We start from the raw sequence: 25366 nt of genomic DNA, 5'->3' as shown, positions 1-25366 counted from the left end.
AGGGCGGTACTGATTCCATGGTCACGGAGTTCTCGGGCGTCGACCACGACGTGGTCATCGCGGGCGGTGGCCTGGCCGGGCTCTGCCTCGCCAAGCAGCTCAGGGACGCCTATCCCTCGCTCAGCGTCCTCGTGTGCGAGCGCGAGCGCTCGCCCATTCCCGTGTCCGCGTTCAAGGTGGGCGAATCGACGGTCGAGGTGGGCGCGCACTACTTCGCCGCGGTCGTCGGCATACGGGACTACCTCGAGGAACACCAGCTCGAGAAGCTCGGTCTGCGCTACTTCTACGGCGACCGCCCCGACTTCCACCAGGAGTCCGAGTTCGGCGTCAAGCGGTTCCTGCCGGCGAAGTCCTACCAGCTCAACCGGGGCTCCCTGGAGGAGCACCTGCGGGTGGTCGCGGCCGGCGCCGGGGCCGAACTCACCCAGGGCGTACGCGTCCTGGACATCGAGCTGGGCGAGCAGGACGCACCGCACCGGGTGACGTACCAGAGCGACGACGAGGACAACCCGCAGACGACCACCGTCACCTGCCGCTGGGTCGTCGACGCCACCGGCCGGCACCGGCTCCTCCAGCGCAAGCTGGGGCTCACCAAGCGGTACCCGAAGCCGCACAACTCCGTCTGGTTCCGGCTCGAAGGACGCCTGGACACCGACGAGCTGGTGGCGCCGGACGAGACGGCCTGGCACGACCGCGCGGACGAGCCCCGGTGGCATTCCACCAACCACTTCATGTTCGAGGGCGGCTGGGTCTGGGCCATCCCGCTGGCCCCGAACCACACCAGCGTCGGCATCGTCGTGAGCGACGAACTCCATCCGGTCACCGGCTACAACCGGATCGAGAAGGCCATCGACTTCGTGGTCGACCGCGTCCCCGGCTTCGACCCCGCCATCCGCGAACTCCCGGTCCTCGACTTCCGGGTCCTGAAGAACTACAGCCACTCCTCCCACCAGGTGTTCTCCCACGACCGGTGGGCGTGCGTCGGCGACGCCGCGGTCTTCGCGGACCCCTACTACTCGGTGGGCTCGAACCTGATCGGCTACGCCAACGGATTCGTGACCGAGATGATCGGCCGCGACCGGGCGGGATCCTTCCAGGCGGAGTTCGTCCGCTACGCCAACCGGTGGTTCCTGTCCCTGGCCGAGGGACTCACCCAGAACATCCAGGGGTCGTACGCCTTCCACGACAACCCGGTGATCATGTCCCTGAAGACCATCTGGGACTACTACGTCGGGTGGGCGTTCTCCGACCCGCAGTTCTACGGCAAGACGTACCTGGACGAGTCCGCGAGCACGACGCTCAGCGCGCTCGGCGCCCCCGTGGTGGCGACCCAGGGCGCCGTCATGAACCTGCTCAAGGCATGGTCGGGCAGCTACCGGGGCGTCTTCGAGTTCGACTACATCGACTACTTCGACGACCTGCCGACCCTCGCCCGCCTCTTCGTGCAGAACCTGCCCGCCGACGACACCGAGACGCCGGACTTCGGATCGGTGCTGGTGAGCATCCGCGACGGCATCGACCGCATCGAGGAACTGGCGCACGTCCTGTTCTACCTGGCCCTGGAGGACGCGCTGCCCGAGCACCTCGACGCGGTCCGCTCCCGCGGCTGGCTGAACGTGTCGGCGCTGAGCCTGGACCCGGACCGCTGGGAGAAGGACGGCCTGTTCGCACCGAAGAGCCGGCCCCGGCTGGACGAGGTCAAGAAGCTCGAGGAGGAACTGCGCCCGCTGTACCGGGTCTCGACGCCCGTCCAGCAGTAGGCCACCGCGCCCCGCACAGCGGGTTCACCTCCCCGGAGGTGAACCCGCTGTTCCCGTGCGGCGCCGCGGCAGGCACATCGCCCGCGGCCCAGGGACACGGCACCCGTACCCGCCGGGGCCCGTCAGCGGCCGCCCGGCGCCGCCGCGGACACCGGGCCGGCCGAGGACATCGGGTCGGCGTCCGCCGCCCGCACGCGGCGGCACAGCAGCAGCAGCGGCTGCGTCAGCAGCGTGGTCGCGATCGCCATCAGCACGAACACGGTGTAGAGCGGTCCGCTCAACAGCCCGGCGGCCAGGCCGGCGTTGAGAGCGATCAGCTCGGTGAGCCCCCGGGTGCTGAGCAGCACCCCGATCGTCAGCGACGTACGGTTGTCCAGCCCGCAGACACGCGCCGCCAGCGCCCCGGACCCCACCTTGGCGACGACGGCGAGCACCGTGACCACCGTCAGCACGGCCACCGCGGTGCCGCCCAGCGCGCCGATGGCGACACTGCGGCCCGACACCACGAAGAAGAACGGCAGCAGCAGCGACCCCACGCTGTCCAGCGAACGCACCAGCTCCGGGTCCATGGTGCCGTCGGGCTCCCGCGGTGTGACCACCCCGGCGAGCAGCGCACCGAAGATGACGTGCAGGCCGAGTGCGCTGGTCGCCCACGCGGCCGTGAAGGCGAACCCGATCAGCAGGGCCAGCCGAGGCTGCGCGGAGACGCCGGGGAAACGATGGAACCGCTTCAGCAGCAGCCGCGCGGGCCACACCATCACGGCGACGAAGACCACCAGCAGGAGCAGGCGTACCGGCAGTGACATCCCGGACTCGCCGCCCTTGCCCTGCATGAGGGTGCCGAGCAGGACCGCCCACCCGACGATGTCGATCAGGCCGGCGGCCGAGACGGCGATGACGCCGGGAACCGTCCCGGCCAGCCCGCCCTCCCGCACGACGACGACCAGCACCGGTACGGCCGTGATCGACAACGCGACGGCCAGGAAGAGGACCGAACTCACCGGCATGTGGTGCGGAACGCCCAGCTTCTCCAGCGTGCCGTGGAACAGCAGCGTGGCGCCCGCGCCCACCGCCATCGGCACGGCGAACGCCGCGGCGGCGACCGTCAGCGTGGTCCGCGACCTGCCGCGCAGCAGGCTCAGGTCGAGCTCGTACCCGACGACGTACAGGAACAGCACCAGGGACACCTGGCTCAGTCCTGTCAGCATCGGGGCTATCGCCTGGGGAAACAGCGTGTCCCCGACGGAGTCCGGGAGCTGGGACAGCAGGCTGGGGCCGAGGGCGATGCCGGCGATGAGCTGGCCCACGATGGTGGGCTGGCCGAGTCTGCGGGACACCCACCCGCCCACGTGGGCGGCCAGCAAAATCACCGCCGACGCTCCGACGAGATGGGTGACGGCCAGGTCAGGACTCACAGGTTTCCCCCGTTGTCGGCGCCGTGCAGCACGGGTGCGGCAGGCGCGGTGATGCCGTCCGGGAACGGTTCCCGGGGCTGGGCGAAGCAGCTCAGTGCCTGGTCGAGGCCCTGGCGCAGCGCCTGTGCCGTGCGCTGCCCGGCACTCTGCGGGTCCGTCTCCAGGCGCAGCGTCCGCCGGCCGGTCGGGGCCGTGGCGAGCAGGGTCACGCTCAGCGGCACGGGGCCGGCCGGCGGGGCGACGGCCTCCGAGGCGACCAGCACCGTGGGCAGGCCACGGGCCGGGACCGCCGTCCGGACGGCCCGGTCCACCGCCACGACCAGGTCGGCCGGGGTGGTCGCGCCGGCCACGTCCACCGGGCAGCGCACGCGCGCCGACGCCCGCTGCACCTGCAGCTCGCCCGGGCCGTGGCAGCCGGCGGTCAGCAGCGCCACCGCGGAGGTCAGCACCACGAGTTCCTCGGCCGCCCGTCCGCCACTGATGCGGGCCAGAGCCCGTACGGCGCTCTCGGACAGGGGAAGGTCGGTCGTGGTGCGCGCCGGTCCGCCGCCTGCGTCGGCCGCCGGGGCGGGCAGTGCGGCCAGCGGCGCGTCCGGGTCGTCCAGTGCGGCCCGCAGGACCTCCCGGAGCTGCTCGCCGATGCGCGCGGCGCTGTGCGCCGTGAACCGGTCGAGGCGGTGGCCGACACGGATCTCAGCGGGCCGGGCGGTGCCCGGCTCCGGAAGCTGGAAACCGAAGGAGAGGTCGAAGTCACCGACGTGCGGCGGCTCGTCCAGATGCCGGGCCGTGCGCCGGCCGTCGCCCTCGCCGGCCGTGACGGCCGGTGACATCACCGTCTCCACCAGCACGTCGAACAGCGGGTTGCGGCCCGCCGTCCGCGGCAGCGCCAGGTCCTCCACGATCCGGTCGAACGGATACTCCTCGTGCTCCTGGACGTCGAGGGCGGTCCGGCGGACCCGCTCCAGCAGGCCGGCGAAGGAGTCCGCCGGATCCAGCGCGGTGCGCAGGACGACCGTGTTGGCGAACAGGCCGACCTCCTCCGCCAGTCCGGGCGCCGAGCGGCCGGCCACCACCGTGCCCAGTGGCAGGTCGGTGAGGCCCGTCAGCCGGTGCAGCAGCACGCGGGCCGCCGCCACGCACACCATGAACGGCGTGGCCGAGGCCCGCACGGCCACCGCCCGCAGCCGGCCCGTCAGCTCCTCGTCCAGGGGCACGCGGGCCTGTCCGCCCGCGCTGTCGCGCACGGCGCCCGCCGTGTGGTCGGCGGGCAGCGGGGGGAGCGGGGGCAGATCGCCGAGCGTCTGCCGCCAGTACGACGAGTGCGCCGCCCCGTTCCGTGCGGCCAGCCGGTCCGCCAGCGCCCGGGTGTGCGTACGGTAGCCCGGCAGCGGAGGCAGCACGGCGGGCCGCCCCGACTCCAAGGCGCCGGCCGCCGTGAGCAGGTCGCGCAGCAGGACGGTGTACGACCAGCCGTCGTTCACGCAGTGGTGGACGTTGAACAGCAGCACGGGCCGGTGGCCCTCGGCGCTCAGGTACCGCAGCCGGAACAGCGGGCCCGTGGCCAGGTCGAAGCGCCACCTGGTCTCCTCGTCCCGCGCCCGGGCGAGCACGGCCTCGAAGTCCTGGGGCGCGACCGGCTGGATGAGCGGCGCGAGGTCCAGGTCACCGGCGTCGTGCACGACCTGCCGCAGTTCCGCGCCCGAGCCGGCCGAGGGCAGGTCGAAGGTGGTGCGCAGCGACTCGTGCCGGACCACCACCGCGTGCACCCCGGCGCGCAGCGCCCCTTCGGACAGCGGACGGTCCAGCTCGTACGCCTCCACCATGTTGTGGGCACGCGACTCGCCCTCGTCCAGCGCCTCCAGCAGCCACATGCGCCGCTGCGCGTTGCTCGCCTCGATCGTGGCCGGCAGCGGCTCCCCGGACGCCCGCGGCACCGGAGCGGTGGCGGGCGCGGCGGGGGACGGCCGTGCGTCGCGCAGCCCCTGCCGTACGGCTTCGGCCAGTGCCCCGGGGGTCCGCGCGGTGAAGATCTGCCGTACGGCCACCCCGCACTCCGGTTCCGCGGCGCACAGGGCGCTGACCAACTGGGCGGCGGTGAGGCTGTGGCCGCCGGCCTCGAAGAAGTCCTCGTCGGCGGAGCGGGGCGGCTGCCCGAACACCGCCTCCCAGGCGTCGGCGACCGTCCGCGAGGCGTCGTCGTACGTCGCCCAGACCTCCGTGGCCCGGGGATCGGGCGAGGCCGCGAGCGCGGTCCGGTCGATCTTCCCGTGCGGTGTCCGGGGGAGTGCGGGCAGTTGGGTGAGGAGGCGGGGGACCATGTGCGCGGGCAGCCCCTCCGCCAGCCGGGAGCGGACGACGGCAGGTTCGACGGCGGTGTCGGCCGTGTACCAGGCGGCCAGCGTCACCGAGTCCGCCCCGGCCGGCCGGGGCAGCACCACCGCCTCGCGCACCCCGGCCAGCCGCACCAGCGCCTGTTCCACCTCGCCCGGCTCCACCCGCTGGCCGTGGAGCTGGACCTGGCTGTCGATCCGGCCCAGGAAGTCGAGCGTGCCGTCGGCGTTCCAGCGGGCGAGGTCACCCGTGCGGAAGCTGTGACCGGCGTCGCCCACCGGACACGGGACGAAGCGCTCCGCCGTGGCCTCCGGCGCGTTGAGGTAGCCGGCCGCCACACCGGGGCCGGCGACATAGATCTCCCCGGGGACGCCTACGGGCGCCGGGATGCCCCACCGGGTCACCAGCAGCACGCCGAAACCGGGGGAGGGGGAGCCGATGGGCACCGACATCAGCTCGGCGGCCCGGTCGCCGGGGCACACGTACGACGCGCACTCCACGGTCGCCTCGCACGGGCCGTAGAGGTTGACCAGCGTGCCGATGCGCAGCCGGCCCCGGGTGCGGGCCATCAGGCCGCGCGGCACGGCGTCGCCGCCGAGGATCAGATGGGAGAGGGGCAGCCCGGCCGTCGGCGGGAGGGCCTCGAGCATGGCCGACAGCAGGCCCGGGACGCAGTTGACGAGGCTGACCCGTTCCGCCCGGATGCGGTCCCAGAAGGTGACGGGGTCCAGTTCGTCGGGGGCCCCCATCGCGACCAGGGTGCCGCCGACGCCGAGCGTCACGAAGATCTGGTACGCCGTCGCGTCCGAGGTGAGCGCGGACAGCAGGGCGGTCCGGACGCCGGCGTCGATACCGAGCTGCTCCGCCGAACTGACCACCTTGTGGCGCAGTTGGTCGTGCCGGATGCTCACCGGGCGCGGCAGCCCGGTGGACCCCGAGGTGAAGAACACGACGGCCTCGTCCTGGGGCCGTACCCGCGGTGCGGGTGTCCCGCCGGCCTCGGTGCCCGGCCGGTCGCCGAGGACCCGGACCGAGGGCACGGCCGGCAGGGCGCAGCCGGCGGGAGGCCGGTCGCCGATCAGGAGCTTGGCCTCGCTCAGCCGGAGGAGATGGCTGATGCGCTGTTCCGGATGGCCGGGATCGACGGGAACATAGGCGGCGCCCGCCCGCAGGACGGCCAGCACGGCCACGACGAGGCTCGCGCCGCGCGGCAGCAGTACGGCGACCCGGTCGCCGGGGCCGATCCCGTGCTCGGTGCGCAGCTCACCGGCAAGGAGCGCCGCCCGCCGCAGCAGTTCGTCGTACGACAGGCGGGTGGCGCCGTCGACGACCGCGGTCCGGTCCCCGTTCCGGGCGGCCGTCGCGTCGACCAGGTCGAGGAGCGACAGGGCGGGACAGGCGGCCGGCAGCGGCAGTCCGCTCCAGCGCTCCAGCTCGGCGCGCTGGTCGGGGCCGAGCACGTCCAACTGCCCGGCGGGACGCCGCGGATCGCGGCCCAGATCGGTCAGCGCGGCGGCGACGCACCGGGGCAGGCCCGACACGGCCACCGGCACCCGCCCGTGCGCGGACACCACCTCCACCCGCAGGGTGCCGTCCTCCTCCAGCCGCCCGCGCACCTCGACCCCGGCGCGCGCGGGCCCGGCGGGCTCCCCGGACGCCTGCCACCGTACGGCCAGTTGGGACAGGGCGTCGCTCTCCGCCGCGCCCGCCGCCTGGAGTTGGGCGGCCAGCGCGGCACGGTGCCGCCAGGCGAACGGGGTGGCCGCGAGCAGGTCGGCGTGGGCCGAGGTGAGGAACTCGGTCATCGGCGTCGTCGGCCCCAGCGGTGTCCGCAGGGCGAGTTCGGCCTCCGGATCGGCCGGTGAGGGGCAGAGCACGGCCAGGTCCCCGGCCGCTCCGAACGCGGTCAGGCACAGCCGTGTGGCGGCGAGCAGGAGCAGGTGCAGGCCGACCGGATCGTCACCCGCGACGCGCCGTAGCGCCGCGGCCGGACCGGCCGGCACGAACGCCGCCTCCGGTACCGGCGCGGTCGCGCCGCCCGGCTCCAGCAGGGGCTCCCGCCGGATGCCCTGGAGCATCGCGAGCCAGTGCGCCCGCACTGCCGCGGAGTCTCTTTCCGCCGCGTGGCCGGAAACAGTGGTTCCGGGTGAGGAGTGCGTCGGTCCAGGGGTAGGGTCAGGGCCTTTCGACAACGGGGGCTCCTCGGCTTGGAAAGAACGGGAGAAGATGCGCGTCAGGAAATCGAACCGGTAACCCCGCAGGGCGCGAGAATGCCCGGGGATGCTTCGGTGGTTTGGTTATCCGCAGAGTCGCGGGGAATGCACGAGGTGCGAAGTGACGCGGCTCACATTGCGGGTTGCTGGGTCGAAGTGTCTGGTGAGACTAGGCTTCGACCCAGTCTTTTCCGGCGACGCGGGGATTGGGAGTCGGTGGACGGAATCGGGGGAAGGGGGCTCTCCGTGGCGTTCTCGGAACGTCGATCGAGGATATCCAGAGCACCCCGAATTTCCCCGCATTTTAGGCCGGAAAAGGTTTACCCCCGTCCGGACCGTTATGTGTCCGATATCTCTCATGAGGGTCCGTCTGTCCCGAATAAAGCCTGAGCACAGAAAAGGAAAGCACACCTCATGAACATCAGAGGAGCATTTCCCGTCGCGGAACTCCCGCTGCGAGCCGACGACCGCATGCCCTGCCTGGAACTGACGGACGCGGAGCACACCGCCCTGCGGGACCTGGCGGAGGCGGCCCTGGACGGCAGTCACGAACAGCCGCTCGACCGGCGACTCGACGAACTCGCCCTCCTCGCACACGAGATACCCCTGCGCATCCGGTCCCACCTCGTCGACTTCCGGCTCACCGGCCGTCCTTACGGCGGTCTCGTCCTCGCCAACCTGCCCGTGTCCGAGGCCCTGGCCGGGCCGACCCCCACCGACTACGTCCACGAACCGGTCAGCGAAGAGGCCGAACGGGCCACCGCCCTGCTGCTCCTGATCGGCTCGCTCCTCGGCGACCCGGTCTCCTTCGTGACCCAGCAGCGGGGCCGTCTGGTGCTCGACCTGTTCCCGATCAAGGGACATGAGGCGGAACAGCTCGGCTCCAGCTCCACCACCACCCTGGAGTGGCACAACGAGGACGCCTTCCACCCGCTGCGCGCCGACTGGATCCTGCTGGCGGGAATCCGCAACCACGACCGGGTGCCGACCACCTTCGCCACCGCCCAGGACATCGAACTGGAGGACCGGGTGCGGGAGGTGCTCTTCCAGGAACGCTTCGTCATCCTGCCGGACGAGTCGCACACCGCCGCCTTCAACAGCAGGACCACCGGCCTGGACGAGGAGAGCTGGGTCGCCGAGGCGTTCCGTGACATCGCCGACCAGCAGACGGCGCCGCGCCGGACGGCGGTCCTCTCCGGCGACCGCGAGGCTCCCTACATCCGCATCGATCCGGCCTTCATGCCACGGTCCCTGGACAGTGAGGCGCTGGAGGCGCTCGACGCGGTGACCGCGGCCATCGACGCCGCGCTGCGGGACGTCGTGGTCGGCCCCGGTGAGCTGCTCATCGTGGACAACAAGCGGGCCGTCCACGGGCGGCGGCCGTTCGCCGCGCGCTACGACGGCACCGACCGGTGGCTGCGGCGCATCAACGTGCTCGCCGACCTGCGCCGGGCCGGCGGACGGCGCTTCGCGCCGCACCGCCGGGCCCTGGTCTGACCGGCCGTCACGCCGGCGGCCCGCCTCGGCGGGCCGCCACCCGTACCGGGCGGCCGGGCCCACGGCCGCCCGGGCGGGCCGGAAGGGCCAAAAGCTCAGAAGTCGTAGGACGTCGCGCCCCATACGTCCTCCTCCTCTTCCGGCAGGCCGCGGGCCGCGCCCACCGGCGTCCGCGGTTCGCTCACCACGGCGGACACCAGCCGCACCAGATCGTCCGCGAAGCCGGCCGCCTCCTCCTCCGTCACCAGCTCCCGGTCGTAGGTGAGGTCCAGGTGCAGCAGGTCGCCGCGGACACTCGCGTACAGCCACAGGTCGCTGTCGGCGGGCAGTTCGTCGGCCAGGACGTCCTCGACCTGCCAGGACGGACCGCTGACGGTCGCGTTCTCCCAGCTGACGCCCAGGTCCAGCAGGACGCTGCGACCGGGCCGCGCACCGATGCCGAGGCGCTCGACCAGGGCGTCGAAGGGCAGCCGGGCGTGCTCGTACGCCTCCACGACCCGCGTGCCCACATGCTCCAGCAGCTCGCCCAGCCCGTCCTGCGGCCCGAACTCCAGGCGCAGCGGCACCGCGTTGGCGAAGTAGCCGACCAGCGCGTCGGCGGCCGGGCTGTGCCGCAGACTCGCGGGGAAGCCCAGCACCAGGTCCGTCGCCCCGGTCGCCCGGTGGAGCAGAGCGGTGAACGCGGTCACCACGACGGCGTACGGCGTCCCCGGGGAGCCCTGGACCGATGCGGCCGGGAGCGTGCGACGGGCGAGTCCGGCGAGTCCCCGGCGCCGGCCCCGGCGTGTGGCGTCCACCAGGTCGGGGGCGGGCCGCACCCCCGCCAGCCGCTCCCTCCAGAACGCCTCCTGCCGCGCGGCCTCCTGCGAGCCGAGCCAGGCCTCTTCCTCGGCGGCCCAGTCACGGTACTGGTAGTCAGGCACGGGCCGCCGGGCACTGCCGTGCCGCTCCACCGCGTCGTACGCGGCGAACAGGTCGTCGAGCAGCACGTTCACGCTGGCGCCGTCGTAGATCAGATGGTGGGCGCCGACCGTGAGCAGGTCACCGCCGGCCGGGCCCTTGATGAGGCACACCTCGAACAGCGGTGCCCGCTCCAGGTCGAAGGTCACGGCACGGGCCCGGCGCAGGGCCTCGCGGACGGCCGGACCGTCGGGATCGGCCTCCGGCAGCTCGGTCACGCGCAGCGGCACGCCCCCGGGGAGCCGGTCCAGCACGGTCAGTCCGGCGGTCGCCCCGGAGGGCAGCACCTGCGCCCGCAGCAGCTCCTGGCGCTCGACGACGGCCGCGAGCGCCGTGCGCAGGGTGTCGGGGGAGAGCGAGCGGCCCGTGCGGACGAGGTCCGCGATGATGAACCGGTCCGCGTGGGTACGGCGCGAGGTCAGCCAGACCCTGCGCTGGGCCCGGGACAGCGGGAAGACACCCTCACCGGCCGGGACCGAGACGGAGGCCGGTGCCGGGCCGGGGGGCGCCGTCGGCTCCGGCCCGCCGTCCGGGAGGACCTCCGCGAGCCGGCGCACCGTCGGGCGGGCGAACACCGTACTGACCGCCACGCCCAGCTCCTTGGCGATGCGTGCCGCGGTGAGGCTGTGGCCGCCCAGCGCGAACAGGTCGGCGTCCGGCTGGTGCACGGGGTGGCCCAGCACCGCCGACCACACGCCGGCCACGCGGAGCTGCGCCGCGGTCAGCTCCGTCTCCGCGACCCCGCCGACACTCGCCCCGGGTTCGGGCGGGGCGGGCAGCGCGGAGCGGTCCAGCTTGCCGATGGAGGTGACCGGCAGCGCCGGTACCGTGACGTAGGCGTCGGGAACCATGTGGGCGGGCAGCCGGTCGGCGAGGTACGCCCGCAGCCGGGCGGGCTCGCCGTCGCCCACGACATAGGCGACGAGACGGTGGGAGCCGTCCCCGGCGGTACCCGGCACCGCCACGACGGCCGCGCCGCGCACTCCGGGCGCCCCGGCCAGCGTCTCGGTGACCTCCCCGGGCTCCACCCGGTGGCCGCGGATCTGCACCTGGTCGTCGATGCGGCCCAGGCACAGAAGGCTTCCGTCGGGCAGCCACCGTCCCAGGTCGCCGGTGCGGTACATCCGCTGCCCGCCGCGCACCGGGTTCGCCACGAACCGTTCCCCCGTCCGACGCTCGTCGCCGAGGTAGCCGCGGGCCAGCCCGATGCCACCGACGCAGATCTCCCCCGGGGCGCCGAACGGCACCAGCGCGCCCTGCTCGTCGAGCAGGTCCACCGTCTTGTTGGGGAACGGCCTGCCCACGGGCGGCTCCCCGCCGCCGGCCCGCACCTGGACGAGGGTGGTGGCGACACTGTCCTCGGACGGGCCGTACTCGTTGAACAGCTCGGCTTCCGGCAGTAGCTGGTGGTGCCGGTCCGCCAGGGCCGCGGTGAGCCGCTCGCCGCCCAGGACGACCTGGCGCAGGGAGGGCAGCCGGTCCCCGGCGTAGTCCAGGATCAACTGGTACAGGCTGGGCACGGTCTGCACATGGGTCACGTTCTCGCGCCGGATGACGGCCGCGACCTCGTCGGGGTCGATGAGCTGCTCCCGCTCCAGGACCACCAGGGGTGCGCCGGAGCAGAGGGCGGACAGCACGTCGGAGATGCCGGCGTCGGCGTGCACCGGGTCGACCTGGAGCACACGGGAGTGCGGGCCGAGGCCGTAGTAGTCGATGCGGTACCGGACCGTGTTGAGGATGCCCAGGTGCTCGACCATGACGCCCTTGGGGGAGCCGGTGGAGCCGGAGGTGTAGACGACGTACGCCAGGTCCTCGGGGCCCGCCGCACGGAACCGCGACTCGGTGGGCGCGGCGCCGGTGTCCCGGCCGAGGACCACGACCGGCTGCGGTGCGCCGGACAGCGACTCGGCCCGGGTGGCGTCGGCGAGCACCGCCGTGGCCCCGCTGTCGGTCAGGAGTTCGCGCACCCGCAGCTCGGGCTGTTCCGGGTCCAGCGGCAGGAAGGCGGAGCCGGTCTTGAGGATGGCCAGCAGGGACACCAGCATCCACTCGGTGCGCGCGCACAGCAGGGCGACGACCCGCTCGGGCCCGGTCGGCGCCGCCGCGGCCAGCCGCGCGGCCAGCCGGTCGGCCATGCCGTCCAGTTCGGCGTAACCGTAGGCGCGGTCACCGCAGACGACTGCGGTGGCGTCGGGCCGCGCGGAGACCTGCTCGGCGAACAGGTCGAGGACGGTGCGCTTGGCCGGGAGTCCCTGGTGCGGGCCGGTGCCGAGTGCGAGCAGGTCGTCCCGCCGGGCTGCCGGCAGTACGGGGAGGAGACCGACCGGGGTGTCCGGCGCGGCGCACACCTCCGCGGCCAGTGCGCCGAGCCGGCCCGCTGTCCGGCGGGCGTCGCGGGCGTCCGCCGTGTCGCTGCGCACGGTCACCGCGACGGGCCCCGCGTCCGGGTCCGGCATACCGGTGAGGCCGGCGTGCCCGCCGAGTCCGTCCGCCGTGAACGCGGTGCCGGACAGGGGCGCACGGCCGACGGCGGCCCCGACGGCCCGCTGCTCGGCACGCAGACAGGCCCGGAAACCGGCGTCCGGGTCGAGGGGCGCGCCCAGTTCCACCTCTCCGCCGGGCAGTACGGCCCGGACGGGGACGGCCGTGCCGGGGGTCAGCCGGTGCAGCAGGACACGCAGGAGCGCGGGGACCGCCGTCGGCACCTCCGCGCCCGCCGAGGCGCACAGGGCGCGCAGCGCGGCACTGGTCTCGTCGTCGAGCGCGACGGTCACCCGTGCTCGGCCATCGGCAACGGTCATCAGGATCTCCTCTGCCAGGGGCGCCTCGGCCGGGAACGCGGACGGGGTACGCCGATTGCGGCACTGCCGGTGGCAGCGGGGGCGGCCGGCACGGCGGTCCGCGCCTGCGGGCCACCAGGACGGTCACTCGGACGGGCGTCAGGACGGGGGACGGCGCGGCCGGCCGGGAGCGGGCCGTGGGTCCGGGTGGGTCGGGAGCGGGCCGGGGGTCCGGGGCCGGCGGCTGTCCGGACGGTGGCGTGGGTCCGGCGACGGTGACGGCGGTTCAGCGCACGCCGGCGGACGCGCCGGTGCTCCTCGGCGTGGACCCGGCCGTACCACCGCGGCCCCGGCCGGTGCGGCTCACGCGGGAGCCGCACGCCTGGCGGCGCCCGCCGCGGGGCCTGCGGTGCTGTGCGTACGGGGGCGTACGGATGCGGTGTCAGCGAAGACCCGCCGGCGCCGCGGGCGCCGACGAGCGGGACCGTACGTCCGGGCGGGAGGCCCTTGCGGGGAAGGCGCTCACCGGGCCGGCGGGCACGGTCTCGCGCCCGGCGTGCCGCCGGGTGTCCGCGGACCGGTGCGGCGACAGGACACGGACGCCACGGTCCGCCCCGGCCGGGCGGGTGCGGCGGGCCCCGCCGGCCACCGTGCGTCGAGGCCTTCGGAGGCGGGTGTCCGGCTCCCGGTGAAGCCGTCGTCCCGGCCGAGTGGAGGGAATGCCTCGATTGCGGGCGTCATGGACGTGCGGTCCTTTCGTCATTCCTGCGGGTGGTCGGCCCGCGCGGGACGAGGAAACGAAGGCGAGAGCCCGGGATTCCGCGCTCCCTGCCCGTCGTGGGGCGAAGCTCGTGACCTTCTCCGTCCGAGCGTGCCATAGTGACGAGTGTCAGCCAAGCGTTTTCCGGGAAAATCTGAAGAGCGGTCGCGGGGGCGGAAGAGGGGCTGTGTCAAGATCCGTTCCGCTGCTATGCTCGTCGTCCGAACGCCTGGTCATACAGGAGGGGACGAACGCGGAAAGTCCGACATGCGGGGGCGGTGCGGTATGTCGAGTTCGCCAGCAGTCGCAAGTGTAATACCGGAGCTGTGGTGATGACCGAGACGCAGACCGATCGTATGCCCGATTTACCGGTCTCGGGGCAGTTGACCTGCGAGGACAGCGGTTTCTTCCGGACTCGTGAAGCATGGGTCGGCAAAAAGGGAAAGCCGTTCTCGGACCGTCCGGAAGGTAATAGGTCAGCTCCTGTTCGCCTTTCCTGGCGTGATTCCCGGCGGCTGCATGCGAACTCCCGCAGAACTCCGCGGTGGGAATCCTGTGAAGAAATGAGAAACGCGGAGCCTGTCTCCGTGTGCGGGTGGATAGCCGCTTTCTCCACGGCCTTCTCCGGGAACTGTCCCGCGGTCGCCCTTTCGGTGCCCCGGGCGCGACGGGCCACGCCGCCCGGCCGGTGAAACGGCGCACTTCCGGCGCGACGCACCTCACCCCGCGGCCCCCGTTCCTCCCGCCGGATTCTCCGGCACATGAACACTCTGTCCGATTCCGTATGCCAGGCACAAGACCGTTCCGAGCCGCGGAGAAAGCCGCGGCCACGTGGGCCTGCGAGGCGAAATCCGCGCCGTGCGGGGCCCGGCCCCGATCCCCTTGAGGACCCGTCATGAGCTTCGAAAACGCACCCCGCCCCACCGCGGCACCGACTCCGACTCCCCTGCGGGCCAGGCTCACCGGAGCCGGGCACAGCGGACGCGGCGAACTCACCGAGGAGCTGACGCCCGCCGCGCGCGAGGGCCTGCGCCGGGTGGCCGGAGAACGCCCTCTGGAGGAACTCGTCGTCCTCACCGCCGCCGCCGCGCTGGTCCTGCGCGCGGCGGAGGACGCGCCCGAACCCGTGCTCACCGTCGCCGGGCCCCGGGGCACGACCGTCTGCGCCGTCACCACCCCCGAGGACGCGTCCCTGCGGGACCTCGTCATCGCCGTCGACACCGCGCTGCGCGGGGCGGACCCCGTGCCCGCCGACGACCCCGGCCTGCCCTTCTCGCTCCTCGTGCGGTCCGACCGGCTGCCGCCCGCGCCGCACGCCGGCACCGCCCTCGTGGTGAGCCTGCGCGAGGCACCGGACGGCGGTCGCACGCTGCACGCCGGCTTCGACACCGGGCGACTGGACGCCTGGTGGGCCGCGGTGGTGCTCCGCTCCCTGGTGACCGTGCTGGCCGCCTTCGCCGAGCCCGCCACCGCCTGCGCCGCCGTCGACCCGACGGCGCCCGAGGACGGGGCCGAGGTGGCCCGCTGGGAGCGCGCCGGCTTCGCGCCGGAGCCCACGCCGGGCACCCTGCTGGGGCCCTTCACGGAACGGGTGCGCGCGACACCGGACGCCGTCGCCGTGGTGGACCGCGATCAGCGCGTCACCTACGCCGAACTCGCCGCGCGGGCCGAGACGGTGGCCCGCCGGCTCGCCGCGGCCGGAGTGCGGCCCGGTGACCGGGTGGCGACCGCGCTGCCCAAGAGCACCGACGCCGTGGCCGTCGTCCTCGGCGTCCTGCGCGCCGCAGCCGCCTACGTACCACTGGACCCCGCACTCCCCGCCGAACGCCTCCGGTTCGTCCTCGACGACGCGGCCTGCGCGGCCGTGGTGACAGACGACCCCGACCCGCTCGCCGGGAGTCCGGTGCCCGTGCTGACGGCCGACGCCCTCGCCGGGACTGCGGAGACCGGCATACAGGGACCGGCCCTGCCCGCCCTCCCGGGCCCGGACGACCCCGCCTACGTCATCTACACCTCCGGCTCCACGGGCACTCCCAAGGGCGTCGCGGTCCGGCACTCCGCCATCGCCGGATACCTGTCCTGGAAGCGGCGCTACCACGAACTCGACGCCGAGACCCGGCTCGTCCAGGTGCCCTCGTTCTCCTTCGACAGCTCTGTCTCCGACCTGTTCTCCGTCCTCGGCGCCGGCGGCACCCTGCTGCTCCTGCCGGAGTCCGACCGGCTGGTGCCGCAGCGCGTGGGGGAGCTGGTGAGCGGTCACCGCGCCACGCACATCACCCTGGTGCCGTCGCTGTACCGCGTCCTGCTCGACGCCCTGGCCGCACCGGGCTCGCTGCGCCTGGTCACCGTGGCCGGCGAGGCGTGCCCCGCCGAACTCGTCGCCCGCCACTTCCAGCGGCTGCCCGGCGTCCGGCTGGTCAACGAGTACGGCCCGACGGAGAACTCGGTCGGCGCGACCGCCTACGACTGCACCGAGGAGTCCCGGCACGGGTTCCCCGTGGGCCGGCCCATCGACACCACCGTCCTGGAGGTGCTCGACGAGCGGGGCCGCCGGCTGCCGCCCGGCTTCCCCGGAGAGATCCATCTCGCCGGGCCGGGTCTGGCCGACGGTTACGTGAACGACCCCGACCTCACCAAGCGGCTCTTCACCGAGGCGGCCGAGGTGCCCGGCGGGCGGCGCTACCGCACCGGGGACCGGGGCTGGTGGACGCCCGCCGGGGTGGAGTTCCTCGGCCGTGGCGACAGCCAGGTCAAGATCCGCGGCAACCGCGTCGAACTCGGCGACGTGGAAGCGGGGCTCTGCTCGGTGCCGGGCGTCGCCTCCGCCGTCGCCCTGGCCGCCCCCGGCGCCGACGGCTCGCTGGTGCTCGTCGCCTTCCTGACCGGCGACGCCGACCCGGACGGCGTACGCGCCGAGGCGCGCCGCGTCCTGCCCGGCCACATGGTGCCCAGCCGGGTCGAGCGGCTCGAGGACATGCCGCTCACCCGCAACGGCAAGGTGGACCGGGCAGCCCTGGCGGACCGGGCCGGGGAACTGCTGCGGGCCACCGCCGCGCACCACACGCAGGCGTCCCCCGTCCCGGCGCCCGAGGAGCACGCCGACGCCGGCCTCACCGCCCGGGTCACGGACCTCTTCGCCGAGGTGCTCGGCGTGTCCGCGGTGGGCCCGGAGGACGACTTCTTCGAGCTGGGCGGGCACAGCCTCGCCGCCGCGCTCCTCGTCATCGAGCTGGAGAACCGGCTCGGCGTGCAGGTGGAGCTGGACGACTTCTTCGACGAGCCCACGGTGGCCGGTGTGTGCCGCGCCGCCACGGCGCCCCGGGAGTGACGCCGGGGCCGGGCGCACCGGCGCCCGGCCCCCCGTCTCAGCCGATGAGCCGGGCACCGACGGAACGCCGCAGACTGCGCGACTTGCGCAGGTCGTGGGTGACGTTGACGCGCTTGAGCCAGCGGTCCGTGCCGTCGTAGCGCGCGGTGAAGGAACTGCGGCCGTGCACGACGCGGTGGTTGTTGAGGAAGACGAACGTGCCGGCGTCCAGCGCGCGGGGACGGGTGCCGCGGGTCAGCAGCTCGTGGGCGGCGGCGAACGCCCGCACCGCCTCGGGATCGTCCTCGGGCGCCGACATGTGCGTGGCGTCGAAGCACAGCAGGGGATCGGTCCGGGAACCGAAGAGCACCGGGACCCGGCCGAGACCGTTGATCAGCCGTGAGATGTTGTCGAAGATCCGCTGATCCTCCGGGGTGCGGACCGTGTTGTTGTGCGGCAGGTGCGAGTCGTCGGAGATGATCTGGAAACGGCTGTCGAAGAGGACGTCGAGCACGTCCGCCGGCAGCGTGGTGAAGTCGGCCTCCGCCACCACCACGGGTATCCGCTCCGGATTGCGCAGGGCGGCCAGGATGATGTAGTCCGCGCGGTAGGGGTGGAAGGCGTCCTCCGTGTGCAGGGTGAGCGCCGTCCTGCTGCCCGTGCCGAGCAGCAGGGTCTCGTACTCCTTGATGGGGAAGACGTCGTTGACCAGGTGGCCGTCCTGCTGGGTCGACCAGCCGAACGGCTCGCCGAGCAACGAGGCGTACAGCAGCAGCAGGATCTCCTCGGGCAGTTCGCGGTGGACGCGCTGTTCGTCGCGCCAGTGCGCCGGGGTGGGGCCGATCCTGTCGTCGTCCACCAGGTGCCCGCTGACGGCGCAGTATCCGTCCGCCCGGTCCAGCTGGAAGGCGCGCAGGAACCTGCGCACCCGCTCCGGCAGCCGGGCGGCCAGCAACGGCAGGTCCTGGAGCAGGCTCTCGCTGTCCGCCGAGGGGTGCTCCGCGGCCAGTTCCAGGGCCAGCCGGTCGGTCTCGGCGGCCTCGTCGGGCGTCAGCCGCAGTTCGGTCGGCCCGGCCGGCTCCGGCACGGACGTCGACGCGGGCGTCGGTGTGGGCGTCGTGGTCATGGGTGTCTCCTGTTCACTGGGATGAGGTCGGGGGCGGCTCACGTGTCGAAGTGGAACCCCTGGAAGGCCTGGGCGGGCGGACCGCTCGGCGGCTGCGCCGGCGCGCCGTGCGCCCCTGGCTCCCCGGCGAGACGGCCGAGTTCGGCGAGGACCCGGCCGGCGATCTGCTCGGCCGTGTCCCGGCCGTAGCGCCCGGTGTCGTACTGGAGGCACAGCCGCAGCCCGTGCTCCTCCTCGACGAACTGGAACGACAGCTCGAACATGCCCCGCCGTTGCAGGAAGGGGCCGCCGCGCAGCGCGATGCCCCGTGGCCCGGCGGGGCCGGTGTCGATGCGCGGGAACAGGGCGACCCACACGTCGAAGAAGGGGCCGCGCCCCGCCGGCCGGGGCGGGTCCAGGGTCGCCACCAGCTCGTCGAAGGCGACCTCGCTGTGGTCGAGGGCGTCCGCCGTCCGCGCCGCCACATGACGCACCAGGCCGGCCGGGTCGTCCCGGCCGGCCAGGTCGAGCCGCAGCGGGACCGTCGCGACGTGGAAACCCACGGCGCCGTCCAGGCCGAGCGGGGAGCGGCGGTCCACGGGGGTGCCCAGACAGACGTCGTCGGTCCGGGTCAGCCCGCCCAGCCCGCTCGCCACGGCCGCGGCGAGCGGCGCGAAGAGACCGGCGTGCGCGGTCGCGGCCAGCGCCCGGAGGCGGGCCGTGACCCGGGGTTCGATGTCCAGCCGGACCGTGTCCGTCACCGCGCCGGCCGGCCCGTGCCGGGGACGGTCCACGGGCAGGAGCAGCGGGGCCGGCGGGGGAGTGAGCAGATCCCGCCAGTGGGCGAGCGACTCCTCCCGCGGACGCGGGGCGGGGCGCGGCCCGGGGACCGGTGCCGCGGGCGGGGCGCCGTCCTGCCGGTAGGCGGCCACCAGTTCGGCCGCCAGGACGGTCAGGGACCGGCCGTCGCACACCAGGTGATCGGCCGTGAGCAGCAGCGACCAGGCGCCGTCCGGCCGCATGAACAGCGTCGAGCGGAAGAGCGGCCCCTCAGCGAGGTCGAAGGGGACCTCGACGCGGTCGTGGACGAGCGCCTCGAACTCCTCCTCGGTGAGGGAACCGTCGCGCAGGTCCACCACGTCCAGCGGAACCGTCCGGTCCGTGACGACCGCCCGGACGGCGCCCTGCCGCTCCACGAAGACGGTCCGCAGCGCCGGGTGGCGGACGGGCAGGCCGGCGACGGCCGAGGCGAGAAGGTCGACGTCCAGCTCCCCCTCGCCCCGCAGCAGACACGGCACGGTGTAGGCGCCGGCGCCGCCGTGCTCGTTCTGGCGCGCCAGCCACAGCCAGCGCACGGACTCCGGCACGTCGTCGTCCGGTGCCCGCGCAGGCTCCGGCGCGGTCCGCGGAGCACCTTCCGTGCCGGTCCGCGGGCCGGGGCCGGCCGTCCCGCCGCGTGCCTCGGCCAGCCGGGCGGCCAGCAGCTCCGGGGTGGCGCACTCGAGGATGTCGCGCACGCGGACCGGAAGCCCGACGGCCTCCTCGACGGACACGGCGAGGGCCAGCGCCGACAGACTGTGTCCGCCGGCGAGGTAGAAGTCCGTGTCGTCGGTCACGTACTCCAGCTCGAGTGCCCGCGCGAACAGCCGGCACAGATCCTGGGTGAGGTCAGTCATGATTCCACTCCGTGACGGCAGAACTCTGCGGAAAAAAACCCTGCACAAACACTCCAGATCTTGTCAATAACCTTCCGCCTGGCGGAGATTGCTGTCATTGCCCTCGTATCTCTGTCGGGTTATGGTGGCGAGCGGAAGGCGCCGGCATATGTTCAGCGCGTCATGTCACCAATGGTGAAGGGGGATTGCCTTGCTCAAGTCCCAGCGACTCGCGGTATTGCCCATCGACTCCTACGACCTGGAAACGGAACTGGCCCTCGTGGACCAGCACGACGCCGGAGGCGAGTACGACGCCTTCACCTTCGGTTCGTGGTCGGCCCATGTGCTGGCCAACGGCAGCGGCGCCGAGTCCGACACCGCGTTCCGCCCGCACGGCGACCGTCTGACCCTCACCGAACTGGGCAGGAAACTGCCCGGAATCATGTCCCTGGTGACCGAGCACTTCCCGCTGGACCGGCTCCAGTGGGTGCGCATCTTCAGCCTCGCGGACGGAATTCTCGCCCCGCACGTGGACTTCCTGGAATTCACCGAACCCGGCACCCGGGTGCAGATTCCGCTGCGTACCGGTGAAGAGTCCCTGCATTCCGAGAACGACCTCGTCTACCACCTCCGCCGCGGTGAGGTCTGGAAGATACACACCACCGACCCGCATTCGGCACGCAGCAGCGCGGGACCCGCCCGGCTCTCCCTCTGTCTCGACTTCGCCGGCGCCGCCGAGCCGGTCGAGATCCGGGGCGACGTCCCGGCGGCGCAGCCGGTGCGCATCCTCGACCTCCCCGAGGTGACCGACGCCGACATCGAGGAACTCATCGGCTCCGGCCCGCGGCTGACCCGGGAGACCATGCGCGCCTCCTTCCGCCGGTTCGCCGCGCTCCACTTCGAGCGGCGGGCCCACGCGACCGCGGCCTTCGACTGGTACGCCGAGGCAGCACGGCGCACCGGCGACGACGTCATGGTCGCCAAGGCGGAGGCGTTCCGCACGTACTGCGTCGACAAGCGCGGCTACCGGGAGACGTTCGCCTGGTGAGGGACCACGGCGAGCCGCACGGCCCCCGGCCCGGGCAGGGCCCTGCGGTCCAGCTTGCCGTTGGCCGAGTACGGCAGCTCGTCCGTCACCCACCAGCGCACCGGCACCATGTAGTCCGGCAGCACGGCGAGCAGCGCGCGACGCAGCTCCTGCGCCGGCGGCGGATCGCCGGTGAGCGCCGCGTGCAGCTCCGTGCCGCCGTCGGCCCGCGCCACCCCGAACACCGCCGCGTCCTTGACCCCCGGCAGCGCGGTGAGCCGGGACTCCGGCTCCCGGGGCTCCACCGCGTTGCCGCGGATCTTGATCAGGTCGTCGATCCGCCCGAGGAGCCCGAGCGTGCCGTCGGCCCGCCAGACGCCCCGGTCCCGCGTGCGGTACAGCCGGGCCCCGGGGAGGAAGGGGTCCTCCACGAAGACGGCCCGGGTGAGTTCCGGGTCCGTGTAACCGCGGGCCACCCCCACCCCGCCGATGTACACCTCGCCGACCTCCCCGTCGGGCACCGGTGCCCGCTCCTCGTCCAGGATGCGGATGTAGGTGTTCCACACCAGTGAGCCGACCGGTGGGCGGGGTTCCAGGTTCCCCCGCTCCGCGCTCATCGAATGGCTCGTCACCATGTGGTTCTCGGCGGGCCCGTAGTGGTTGTGCAGGGTGACCTCGGGACGCCTGGTGAGCAGCCCCTCCAGCTCCGGCGTGACCCGTACCGTCTCGCCGGCGCTGATGATGTGCCGCAGCGCCGGAGCGTGTTCGAGGGTGGTGGGCAGCGACATGAGGATGTCGATGAGGGACTGCGGGAAGTCGACCACCTCGATCCGCTCGCCGATGACGTACTCGACCAGGTCGCGCGGGTCACGCCGTACGTCCGGGTGCGGGACGTACAGGCACCCGCCGCAGGCGAGGGTGTAGAAGATCTCCTGGACCGACACGTCGAAGGTGAGCGGCGCGCACTGCAACACCCTGCGCTCCCGGCCGAGACCGGACCCGTTCGCCTGCCAGGCCGCCAGGTTGGCCAGGCACCGGTGCGTCTGCACGATGCCCTTCGGTGCGCCTGTCGAGCCGGAGCTGAAGATGACGTAGGCGGCGTCCTCGGAAGCGATGCGGGGGCGGGCCGGCGGCGGGCCCGGGTACTCCGCGAGCAGCCGGGTCAGCGTGGTCGCCGCCGTGTCCGGGTGCTCCACGGCCGCACCGGGCGCCCCCTCGTCCAGGACCGTGAGCCGGGCGCTGCTGGAGCGCAGGATCTGCTCGATCCGCTCGCGCGGATAGGTCATGTCCACGGGCAGATAGGCCGCGCCCGCCCGCAGGGTTCCGAGCACCACCGCGGTGAAGTCCACGCCCGCCCGCGCGGCGATCAGCACGGTGTCCCCGTGGCCGACCCCGAACGTGCCGGTCAGGTGGGCGGCCACGGTGTCCGCGAGCCGGTCCAGTTCCGCGTACGACACCGGGGCCCGGCCCTGTTCGCACACCGCCCAGGCGTCCGGACGCGCCGCCGTCTCCCGGTCGACGAGGTCCAGGACCGTCCGGGCGCCGATGTTCACGACCGGCCCGCGGTGCTCCGGGTGCCGGTTGCCGCCGGGCGGGTCCCGGCGGTCGGTGGGCTGGGGCACGGGGTCACACCTCCTGCGCGGGCCACGGGGCCCGCGAGACCGATTCGGGCAGGAACGAGTAGGGGTCCTGCGGGTCGTGCGCGGTCGCCTCGATCACGAGCCGGTGTCCCGCCCCCGCTTCCCGGGCCAGTTCCTCCAGCAGCTCCACCATCACGAGATCCTGGAGCGCCAGCCCGGTCGAGTCGTAGACGGTGCGCCGGTCGCGGAGTTCCGCCTGCCGGGAGGGGTCCGTCAGCAGATCCGTGAGCGAGGGGCCGATCTCCTCCGGGCGCAGCCGCTGGCACTCGCCCTCCGCCATCGCCTGCTCCCGGTGGTCGGGGACGACGACGGCGTCGCGCAGCAGTTCCAGGGGCAGTTCGGTCTTGCCCGGCATGTCCGAGCCGACCGCGTTGATGTGCACCCAGGGCCGCAGGGACGTGCCCTGGAGCACCGGCCCCTGGTCGGGGGCGACGGAGGTGGCCGTGCACAGGATGTCGGCGCGCTCCTCCACCTCCGCCGGCTCGGCCACCCGGACCAGCCCGTCGGGCATCCGCGCCCGGGCCGCGAAGGTGTTCTCCGCCCGGATGTCGGTGTCGCAGACCAGGACCTCGGTGAGCGGGAAGGCCCGGGCGAGGGCGTGCAGTTGCGTCACCGCCTGGGCGCCGCAGCCGATGAGCCCCAGCACGCTGCTGTCGGGCCGGGCCAGCGCCCGGGAGGCCAGCGCGGACGCGGCCCCCGTCCGTATCGCCGTCGCGAAGGTGCCGTCCACGATCGCGCGCAGGTGCCCGGACTCGACGTCGAAGGCGAGCAGGGTGGAGAGGATGGTGGGGAGCTGGTTCTTGACGGGGTTGTGCGGGTTGTAGCCCACCATCTTCATGGAGACGGTCGTGCCGTGGCGGACCGCCGGCATCCATTCGAGCAACCCCAGCCTGGGGGTGGTGAGCAGGAATCCGTCGCGCGTCTTCATTTCCGCGCGAGCGGGACCGCTCGAGGTGAGTACCTCGGTCAGCCGTTCGATCGCCAGGTCGTACAGCCGGCCGAGGCCGACCTCGCTGACGACCGTGGCGACCGCCGGGGCATCGACGATGTGGGTGGTGTCCGGTTTCACGTCACTCTCCTGATCCGGTTCGTGTTCCGCTGCCGGAGGGTCCGGGTGCGCTCAGGTACGGGGGGTGTCGGGGGTTCGGCCGTGCCAGGAGTCCCACAGGGCCGCGTAGGCCCCGCCGGCGGCGACCAGTTCGTCGTGGGCGCCCCGCTCCGTGACGCGGCCGTCCTCCATGACGAGGACGGTGTCGGCGTCGTGCGCGGTGTGCAGCCGGTGGGCGATGGCGATGACGGTACGGCCGCGCAGCACGGCCGCCAGGGAACGTTCCAGGTGTCTGGCCGCGCGCGGATCGAGCAGCGAGGTGGCCTCGTCCAGCACCAGCGTGTGCGGATCGGCGAGGACCAGCCGGGCGAGTGCGAGCTGCTGGGCCTGGGCGGGGGAGATCTCATGGCCGCCGGGGCCGATCCCGGTGTCGAGCCCCTCGGGCAGCCCGCGCACCCAGTCGCCGGCGTCGACCGCGTCCAGCGCGGCCGTCACCTGCTCGTCCGTGGCGTCCGGCACCGGCAGCGTGACGTTGTCGCGGACCGTCCCGAGGAACACGTGGTGCTCCTGGGTGACCAGCGCGACATGCCGCCGCAGCTCCTCCAGGGGGAGTTCGGTCACCGGCACGTCGCCGATGGTGACCGTCCCGCCGCGCGGCGGGTGGATGCCCGCGAGGATACGGCCGAGTGTCGACTTGCCCGCCCCGGAGGGGCCGACGACGGCGACCCGCTCACCGGGCCGCACCCGCAGGGTCACGTCGCGTACGACGTCGTGGCCCTCGCGGTAGGCGTAACTGACCTCGTGCGCCGCCAGGTGACGGCCCTGCGGACGGCGGCCGGTGCCGGTGTCCCCGGTCGCGGTGGTGCCCACCCCGACGAGGCGGGCCAGCGAGGCGTCGCCCACTTGCAGCTCGTCCAGCCAGCCGAGCAGTTCGTCCAGCGGATCGATCACCGCGCGGGTGTACAGCGTCGCCGCGGTGACCTCCCCGAGACTCACCCATCCGTGGATGTGGAAGAGACCGCCGCACAGCAGGGTGGCCGCCACCGGCAGGACGTAACCGAAGTCCATCAGCGGGAACCACACGCTGCGCAGGAAGAGCGTGCGGTGCTCGGCGGCTTCGGAGCGCAGGACGTCCTCGTCCGTACGGCGGATCCGCCGCTCGGCGAGGCCCAGCGCCTCCACCGTGCGGGCACCCGCCACGGTCTCGGCCAGCCCCTGCGTCAGGTCCGAGTAGCCGGCCGCCTCCGCCAGATACGCCGCCCGCGCACGCCTCAGGTACCAGCGCGTCGATCCCGCGATCAGGGGCACGGCCACCAGGCACGGCAGCGCCATGAGCGGGCTGGTCACCAGCAGCGCCACGAAGGTGAGCAGCACGGACAGGCCCGCGACGAGGATCGACGGGGCGCCCATGCGCACGGCTCTGGACAGCGAGTCCACGTCCCGGGTGCCGCGGGTGAGCAGGTCACCGGTGCCCGCCTTCTCCACGGCGGACAGGGGCAGCGCCAGCACCCGCTGGACGAAGCCCTCGCGGATGTCCGCCAGCACCTGCTCGCCGAGCCGGGCGCCGAGCAGCCGGGCCGTCCTCGTGAACACGCCCTGGAGCAGCAGCAGTCCGGCGATCACCGCGACGATGACGTCCACCCGGGTGGTGGAGACGTCCCGCTGCACCTGTTCCACGAGACGGCCGAGCAGCGCGGGGACGACCAGCCCGCACGCGGTGGCGAGGACGAACCAGGTCACCGTCCGGCCGAGCAGGCCGGCGCGGCCCCTGACCAGTTCTCGGACGTGACGGCGTACCGCCGGGGCGTCGGCGACCGGAAGACTCACTGCGCACTCCTTCGCGGGAAGCCGGACGAGCGGCGCGGGGC

Annotated in this window: 12 protein-coding genes; 4 read left to right on the top strand and 8 right to left on the bottom strand. The window is 73.5% G+C overall.

Annotation, left to right across the window (positions count from 1 at the left end; translation table 11 throughout):
* Nucleotides 1-17: 17 nt before the first annotated feature.
* Nucleotides 18-1760, top strand: coding sequence for an NAD(P)/FAD-dependent oxidoreductase (locus tag D9753_RS02010; RefSeq protein ID WP_121785441.1), 1743 nt, complete (start codon nucleotides 18-20; stop codon nucleotides 1758-1760).
* 122 nt (nucleotides 1761-1882) lie between these two features.
* Here the strand turns inward: D9753_RS02010 and D9753_RS02005 are convergent, their stop codons facing one another.
* Nucleotides 1883-3175 (bottom strand): cation:proton antiporter, encoded by a 1293-nt coding sequence (locus D9753_RS02005; RefSeq protein ID WP_121785440.1) that lies wholly within the window; start codon nucleotides 3173-3175, stop codon nucleotides 1883-1885.
* On the bottom strand, nucleotides 3172-7605 hold the full coding sequence (locus tag D9753_RS02000; protein ID WP_121785439.1) for a non-ribosomal peptide synthetase: 4434 nt from the start codon (nucleotides 7603-7605) through the stop codon (nucleotides 3172-3174). Before D9753_RS02000 ends, D9753_RS02005 begins: the two co-directional genes overlap by 4 nt.
* A 528-nt stretch (nucleotides 7606-8133) precedes the next feature.
* Here D9753_RS02000 and gntD (D9753_RS01995) point away from each other — a divergent pair.
* A complete protein-coding gene (gntD, locus tag D9753_RS01995) occupies nucleotides 8134-9216 on the top strand; it encodes a guanitoxin biosynthesis L-enduracididine beta-hydroxylase GntD (protein WP_121785438.1) in 1083 nt (360 codons plus the stop codon).
* 95 nt (nucleotides 9217-9311) lie between these two features.
* Here the strand turns inward: gntD (D9753_RS01995) and D9753_RS01990 are convergent, their stop codons facing one another.
* On the bottom strand, nucleotides 9312-12977 hold the full coding sequence (locus D9753_RS01990; RefSeq protein ID WP_121785437.1) for a non-ribosomal peptide synthetase: 3666 nt from the start codon (nucleotides 12975-12977) through the stop codon (nucleotides 9312-9314).
* 1634 nt (nucleotides 12978-14611) lie between these two features.
* Between D9753_RS01990 and D9753_RS01985 the strand changes: the two genes are divergently transcribed.
* Nucleotides 14612-17044 (top strand): non-ribosomal peptide synthetase, encoded by a 2433-nt coding sequence (locus tag D9753_RS01985; RefSeq protein ID WP_121785436.1) that lies wholly within the window; start codon nucleotides 14612-14614, stop codon nucleotides 17042-17044.
* Between the two features lie 37 nt (nucleotides 17045-17081).
* Here the strand turns inward: D9753_RS01985 and gntD (D9753_RS01980) are convergent, their stop codons facing one another.
* Nucleotides 17082-18149: a guanitoxin biosynthesis L-enduracididine beta-hydroxylase GntD gene (gene gntD, locus D9753_RS01980; RefSeq protein ID WP_121785435.1), complete on the bottom strand. Its 1068-nt coding sequence runs from the start codon at nucleotides 18147-18149 to the stop codon at nucleotides 17082-17084.
* Nucleotides 18150-18187: 38 nt separating this feature from the next.
* Nucleotides 18188-19804, bottom strand: coding sequence for a condensation domain-containing protein (locus D9753_RS01975; protein WP_121785434.1), 1617 nt, complete (start codon nucleotides 19802-19804; stop codon nucleotides 18188-18190).
* 190 nt (nucleotides 19805-19994) lie between these two features.
* Here D9753_RS01975 and D9753_RS01970 point away from each other — a divergent pair, with 190 nt between their 5' ends.
* Entirely contained in the window at nucleotides 19995-20831 is an 837-nt protein-coding gene (locus D9753_RS01970; RefSeq protein WP_163010591.1) for a putative nonproteinogenic amino acid hydroxylase, read from the top strand.
* Here the strand turns inward: D9753_RS01970 and D9753_RS01965 are convergent.
* The 3 genes from D9753_RS01965 to D9753_RS01955 are packed head-to-tail and all read right to left on the bottom strand — an operon-like array spanning nucleotide 20807 to nucleotide 25325.
* Nucleotides 20807-22432, bottom strand: a complete 1626-nt coding sequence (locus D9753_RS01965) for an amino acid adenylation domain-containing protein (RefSeq protein WP_121785432.1) — start codon at nucleotides 22430-22432, stop codon at nucleotides 20807-20809. The genes D9753_RS01970 and D9753_RS01965 overlap by 25 nt on opposite strands.
* A 4-nt stretch (nucleotides 22433-22436) precedes the next feature.
* The gene (locus D9753_RS01960; protein ID WP_121785431.1) at nucleotides 22437-23519 is read right to left on the bottom strand and encodes an ornithine cyclodeaminase family protein; all 1083 of its coding nucleotides are present in this window, start codon (nucleotides 23517-23519) and stop codon (nucleotides 22437-22439) included.
* A 51-nt stretch (nucleotides 23520-23570) separates the two neighbouring features.
* The gene (locus D9753_RS01955) at nucleotides 23571-25325 is read right to left on the bottom strand and encodes an ABC transporter ATP-binding protein (RefSeq protein WP_121785430.1); all 1755 of its coding nucleotides are present in this window, start codon (nucleotides 25323-25325) and stop codon (nucleotides 23571-23573) included.
* Nucleotides 25326-25366 lie beyond the last annotated feature (41 nt).

Origin of the sequence: Streptomyces dangxiongensis (assembly GCF_003675325.1) — a bacterium.
GTDB classification, from domain to species: domain Bacteria; phylum Actinomycetota; class Actinomycetes; order Streptomycetales; family Streptomycetaceae; genus Streptomyces; species Streptomyces dangxiongensis.
The sequence above is the reverse complement of the archived record's forward strand: the minus strand, read 5'-3'. Positions and strand labels throughout refer to the sequence as shown.